Source organism: uncultured Cyclobacterium sp. (genome assembly GCF_963976465.1).
Lineage (GTDB): Bacteria > Bacteroidota > Bacteroidia > Cytophagales > Cyclobacteriaceae > Cyclobacterium.
Genome location: NZ_CAXBOC010000374.1, coordinates 1 through 5907 on the forward strand (window position 1 = coordinate 1; position 5907 = coordinate 5907).

Annotated in this window: 7 protein-coding genes; 3 read left to right on the top strand and 4 right to left on the bottom strand. The window is 40.6% G+C overall.

Annotated features, from left to right (window positions below; genetic code table 11):
* The first annotated feature begins 55 nt into the window (after positions 1 to 55).
* From AAC037_RS18165 to AAC037_RS18175, 3 genes are read left to right on the top strand one after another with little or no spacing between them, the layout of a single operon-like run.
* Positions 56 to 292: a DUF4293 family protein gene (locus AAC037_RS18165; protein WP_339904558.1), complete on the top strand. Its 237-nt coding sequence runs from the start codon at positions 56 to 58 to the stop codon at positions 290 to 292.
* A gap of 47 nt (positions 293 to 339) precedes the next feature.
* Entirely contained in the window at positions 340 to 411 is a 72-nt protein-coding gene (locus AAC037_RS18170) for a DUF4293 family protein (protein ID WP_339904569.1), read from the top strand.
* Positions 412 to 465: 54 nt separating this feature from the next.
* Positions 466 to 1581: an aminotransferase class I/II-fold pyridoxal phosphate-dependent enzyme gene (locus AAC037_RS18175; RefSeq protein ID WP_339904560.1), complete on the top strand. Its 1116-nt coding sequence runs from the start codon at positions 466 to 468 to the stop codon at positions 1579 to 1581.
* Position 1582: 1 nt separating this feature from the next.
* Here AAC037_RS18175 and AAC037_RS18180 read toward each other — a convergent pair whose 3' ends face one another.
* From AAC037_RS18180 to AAC037_RS18195, 4 genes are all read right to left on the bottom strand, one after another.
* Positions 1583 to 2044 (bottom strand): polymer-forming cytoskeletal protein, encoded by a 462-nt coding sequence (locus tag AAC037_RS18180; RefSeq protein WP_339904562.1) that lies wholly within the window; start codon positions 2042 to 2044, stop codon positions 1583 to 1585.
* A gap of 134 nt (positions 2045 to 2178) precedes the next feature.
* On the bottom strand, positions 2179 to 3717 hold the full coding sequence (locus tag AAC037_RS18185; protein ID WP_339904564.1) for a YifB family Mg chelatase-like AAA ATPase: 1539 nt from the start codon (positions 3715 to 3717) through the stop codon (positions 2179 to 2181).
* Between the two features lie 50 nt (positions 3718 to 3767).
* Positions 3768 to 4121 (bottom strand): hypothetical protein, encoded by a 354-nt coding sequence (locus AAC037_RS18190; protein ID WP_339904566.1) that lies wholly within the window; start codon positions 4119 to 4121, stop codon positions 3768 to 3770.
* A 34-nt stretch (positions 4122 to 4155) separates the two neighbouring features.
* Positions 4156 to 5907 (bottom strand): ABC transporter ATP-binding protein (locus AAC037_RS18195; protein WP_339904567.1); only part of this gene is annotated, 1752 nt, incomplete at its 5' end.

Here is a 5907-nt window from a genome sequence, read left to right on the forward strand (position 1 = left end):
GAATATTCCTTGCGAAAATTCAAATAACCCATTTTCTTTGTCAAAAGATTAAAAGATGATTCAAAGAATTCAAAGTGTATTCCTACTTTTAGTAGCTATTTCAATGGTTACTTCCACCTTATTTCCCATTTGGTTACAAGTAAATCCAGACCAAACCCAATCCATGGAGATGACGGCATGGTTCACCACTATTACCGACACCGTTGAGGAAAGCATTATTTCTCAATCCAATAATATTTACATCGGGATATTGGCTCTAATCTCTGCAGGGCTGGCCATATATAGCCTGTAGGAGGTGCATTTTTGATAGGATTTTACTGCATTGTGTTCGGCCTAATCATGAATCTCATCGCCAATAGATTCATCCGAAAGGATGAAATGCTAATTCGCTCAGTAGATAGAATTCGTTAAATTACCTGTCCGGTTGGATTAAATGAATTGGCAGGTAACAAAGTTCCGTTCAAGATGAAAATAGAAACCATTGCTATTCATGGAGGAAATGTTGTCACCGACACATTAAAACCAATCATTCAGCCGATCACGCTCTCTACAACTTTTGCGCATCAAGAGGATTCAATGTTGTATACAAGATTGGAAAACCCTAACAGGAAATCTCTTGAGGCTGTAATGGCATCGCTGGAAGGAGGTGCTGATGCGGCAGCATTCGCTTCTGGAAATGCCGCTGGAAATGCTGTTTTTCAAGCCTTACCGGCCGGCACGCATATCATCGCTCCGGATGACATGTACCATGGGATGAAAATGCTGCTTCAAACCGTACATGCAGGTAAACTTGATGTGCAATTCATTGACCTAACAGACAAGGAAAATCTCCGTAAGGCCATCAAACAAAATACTGGCTTGTTGTGGATTGAAACACCATCCAATCCACTTTTAAAAATTTCTGACATCAAGGCATTGGCCTCCATTGCCAAAGAAAACGATCTAAAAGTGGTCTGTGACAGCACCTTTGCTACTCCTGTATATCAAAAAGCTTTGAAGTTGGGGGCTGATGTTGTGATGCATAGCAGTACCAAATACATCAGTGGACACAGTGATATTTTAGGGGGAATTCTCGTGACTAAGGCAAAGGATGACTTGTGGCAAAACATAAAAAATGTGCAGCGTCTTGCAGGGGCAGTGCCTTCTCCGATGGACTGCTACTTTCTCACTAGAAGTATTAAAACCCTTCCCTACCGCATGAAGGCGCATGCATTCAATGCCAATAACATTGCCGCATTCTTAGACAATCATCCTTACGTAGAAAAAGTTTATTATCCCGGGCTTTCCAGCCATCAAGGTTTTGAAACTGCCCAATTTCAGATGGAAGGGTATGGCGCCATGTTATCTTTTCTAATTAAGGGAAACGCAAATGAGGCAGATCATTTAATAGGGAAACTCAAATTTTTTAGTAATGCCACTAGCCTTGGCGGAGTAGAAAGCCTAATAGAACGAAGATCAAAAGTTCAGGTGGGTGACCCAGGAATTCCTGATCAGCTTATCCGAATGTCTGTAGGAATTGAAAATTGTGAAGACCTGATAGAGGACTTGGATCAAGCCTTTAAAGAAACATTTAAGCCCTAAACTATTCACTCATCTTCGCCATGGATTGATCAAATAGCCTTTCGTTGATCAATGGGTTTGATCGAGGCATGGTTGTTTGTTTTTCTTTTTCCTGGCTCAGGAAAGTCTTGTATTTAGCAACCATTACTTCCATATCCGCTCCGGATTCTATCTCTATTTTTTCAGAAAAAATCTTTCCTCTCATTTTAGCTTCAGCGGTAAACCTGGCCAAGCCTTCGACAAAGACGTCTCCTAAAACCTTGCCCATTACACAAATTTCAGAGGCTTTAATATCTCCTTCCACATTACCTGAGATACCAATAATTACTTTTTTTGGTGTGGAGACATCTCCACAAACATCTCCTTCTATCCGAATATCACTAACTGCTTCAATATCTCCCTTGATTGATAATCCAGGGGCAAATACTGAAGTTGAATTGGCCATCTCCATCTCTGCTTGAATTTTAGTTTCTTTAGTCCACATAAAATCAACTCAATTATTTCTAGATACTACTCAAAACCATCTAAAATTATAAACATCACCCAGATGGTCAGGCAAATATAAGCAAAACATATTTGACTTTAACGGGTAAAACCAACTTGGTATATCCATCAAGATCATCCCGCCCATCCATCTCTATCGAGACTCCTGTACTGAATGGCTTCTGCGAGGTGTTCAGCTTTTATATCTTCTGACCCTGAAAGGTCTGCAATAGTTCTGGAGACTTTTAAAATTCGATCGTAAGCACGGGCAGAAAGTCCCAGCCGATCCATGGCCGTTTTCAATAAAGTTTTGCCGGCCTGATTAATTTTCACTACCTCTTTCACCATGTGAGATGGCATCATTGCATTGCAATGGACTTCTGGATTCTTCTCAAACCTTGCTTGTTGATAAGCCCTTGCTCCCGACACCCGCTCTCTGATAGATTTACTGGATTCAGATTTTCTATCGGAAGTCATTTCCTCAAAGTTTATCGGAGTCACTTCCACATGAAGGTCTATCCTGTCTAACAAAGGGCCACTCACTTTATTGAGATATTTTTGAACGATACCCGGACCGCAAACACACTCTTTGTCCGGATGGTTATAAAATCCACATGGACATGGGTTCATGCTTGCAATTAACATAAAATTCGCAGGGAAGTCTACCGTAACTCTTGCCCTTGAAATGGTTACCCTTCGTTCCTCAAGTGGTTGACGCATCACTTCCAAAACAGTCCTTTTGAATTCAGGCAATTCATCCAAAAACAATACTCCGTTATGGGAAAGAGAGATTTCACCTGGTTGTGGGTTGCCTCCCCCACCAACCAAAGCCACATCACTTATAGTATGGTGTGGAGAGCGAAAGGGTCTTTGGGCGATCAATGAAGAACTGGCGCCCAACTTACCTGCCACCGAATGAATTTTGGTTGTTTCCAATGCTTCCTGTAGACTCATCGGTGGCAATATGGAAGGCAACCTCTTGGCAAGCATGGTTTTGCCGGCACCGGGAGGGCCTATCATGATTACATTGTGTCCGCCTGCTGCGGCTATTTCCATCGCCCGCTTGATATTTTCCTGCCCTTGAACATCAGCAAAATCAAAATCATTTTCTTCTATAGAGTCATAAAAGAGGTTTCTGGTATCGGTGACTAGAGGAGTTTTTGTTTCTTTCCCTTCCAAAAAATGAATGGCCTCTTGAAGGGTTTCTACCGGAATTACATCAAGATTATTTACAATAGAGGCTTCCTGTGCATTTTCTTTGGGAAGGATAAAGCCTTTGTACCCTCTTTTCCTTGCTTCTATTGCTATGGGCAGCACACCTTTAATTCTTCTAAGCTTCCCATCAAGAGCCAGCTCACCCATAATCACATACTGCTCTAATTCCGGAAAAAACACTTGCTCAGATGCCTGCATTATACCTATGGCAATAGGAAGATCATAAGATGAACCTTCCTTTTTGATATCTGCAGGCGCCAAATTGATGACAACTTTTTGCCTAGGCATCCTGTAGCCATAGTATTTGAGAGCTGACTCAACACGCTGTTGGCTCTCTTTCACGGCACTATCCGGGAGACCTACCATAAAAAAACTGGTCCCCTGACCTACATTTACTTCAATGGTGATCAACTTGGCATCTACTCCTGAGACTGCACTACCAAAAGTTTTTGCTACCATCCTTGTTATTTATACTGTGTGACTATCCATACCCGGCTATTAAGCAATTTCTATTTGAAATTCTCTCTTGGTTTAATAGCGGAAGATTCTGTTTCATCCTTAGTTAATTCCGTATTCTTTTCTACTGGACTAACTTTCCCTCCCCTTTCAAGGTCAAAAACCAATGCTTTCAGATCCTTTTTCTCCAACTCTATCTTTTTGATACGGCTGTTTAGGCTACTTACATATCCCCAACTTGTTCCCCAAGTGATCAGATAAATCACCAATCCAGCCAACAACCAAGAAACAACCTCTCCTGTCATTGGCGTTCCTCCCCACATTTTCTCATAGGTGAGAAAATAAACCAATCCTATACCGAAAAACAAAGCTGTTAATAACTGAAATATACTGTTGACTTTTTTCATAATGCTTTTTATATGGGTTTATTTACACAATATACTAAACAGACTGCATTTGGGAAAGTTTATTATATAATCCTCCTTTTTGGATCAATTCATCGTGCGTCCCTCTTTCCACTATACGTCCACTTTCAATCACCAGAATCTCATTTGCATGTTGGATGGTACTCAGGCGATGTGCAATCACCAAAGAAGTGCGGTTTTTCATTAAATTGGACAAGGCTTCCTGGACCAGTTTTTCGGATGCAGAATCAAGTGCTGATGTGGCCTCATCTAAAATCAAAATTTCCGGATTTTTTAAAACAGCCCTCGCAATACTAATGCGTTGCCTTTGCCCACCTGATAATTTACCTCCTCGCTCTCCGATATTGGTTTCATAGCCTTGCTCAAGCTCCACAATAAAATCATGCGCATTGGCAATTTTTGCAGCTTCCTGAACTTTCTCTAAAGAAACCCCTTCCATGCCGAAGGCTATATTATTAAAAACCGTATCATTGAAAAGGATAGACTCTTGGGTAACAATTCCCATCAAACTCCTGAGATCTGTTATGCTGCAATTTTTAAGAGCTATGCCATCAATGGTTATCTCCCCTTGACTTGGATCATAAAACCTAGGCAATAAATCTGCCAATGTTGACTTTCCTCCGCCTGATGGCCCTACCAATGCAATAGTACGACCTTTTTTCAACTCGAAATTAATATCATTCAATACCGCATTTTCCTGATAGGCAAAGCCTACATTTTTAAAAACTACAGACTGTGTAAATCCTTTCAAAGCTTGCGGGGAAGCCACATCTACAATCATTGGTTGGGTATCCACCACTGCAAAAATCCTTCGAGCAGAGGCCAGTCCCCTTTGTATGCTACTGAGCGCTCTGGAAATCTCTTTGGCAGGATTTAGTACCTGTGTAAACAATATGATATAAGCAATAAACTCACTGGCACTTAATGATGAGGTATTATTCAATACCAAATTGCCTCCGTATAATAAAATCCCAGCGACAACCGAAACGCCTAAAAATTGGCTAACGGGTGATGCCAGCTCATTCTTCCTTGCCATAGAGACATTAACATCAGCATAATAATCTGTTTCACCCTCAAATTTATTTTGAACAAAACTCCTGGCTCCAAAGGCCTTGACAACCCGCATGCCACCAATCGTTTCATCCAATATATTCACAATTCTCCCCAAAGATTCTTGACTTTGCTCCGCTTTCTTTTTTAATTTTTTGGTAATATACCCAATGATGGCTCCTGATACCGGAATAAGCAATATCGTAAACAATGTCAACTGGTATGACATAAAAAACAAAACTGCAAAATAAAGGATAACCGTAACAGGCTCTTTAAATATCACCCTCAAAGACTGGACAATACTATTCTCAACCTCCTGAATATCATTGGTCATTTTACTGATCAAATCCCCCTTTCTTTCATCAGAAAAATAACCCAAATGCATATTACTCACTGCTGTAAAAATATGAACACGCATTCCTTGGATAATGTCAGCACGCACTTTTGCCAAAACCACTCCTGATAAGTAAGCAAATAAATTGCTCAAAAACACCGATATTACAATGATGATGCAGACATACACCAAAGTCCCAAACCGCCCATAAATATTGGCAACTTGCAGAAAATAGTAGTTAAATAAATGCATGAAATAGTTTACACTTAAAGCGAAGTCAGGCTTATTGGCATATACCTGTAACTCCTCTTTCCCCACTTGTTCAAATATCACATCAAAAAGTGGCTTTAGAAGGGTGAAGTTCAGCAATCCAAAAACGATGGC

Coding starts and splice junctions, on each gene's coding strand:
- AAC037_RS18185 (WP_339904564.1), bottom strand. CDS start 3,717: ATGGTAGCAAAAACTTTTGGTAGTGCAGTCTCAGGAGTAGATGCCAAG.
- AAC037_RS18165 (WP_339904558.1), top strand. CDS start 56: ATGATTCAAAGAATTCAAAGTGTATTCCTACTTTTAGTAGCTATTTCA.
- AAC037_RS18180 (WP_339904562.1), bottom strand. CDS start 2,044: ATGTGGACTAAAGAAACTAAAATTCAAGCAGAGATGGAGATGGCCAAT.
- AAC037_RS18190 (WP_339904566.1), bottom strand. CDS start 4,121: ATGAAAAAAGTCAACAGTATATTTCAGTTATTAACAGCTTTGTTTTTC.
- AAC037_RS18175 (WP_339904560.1), top strand. CDS start 466: ATGAAAATAGAAACCATTGCTATTCATGGAGGAAATGTTGTCACCGAC.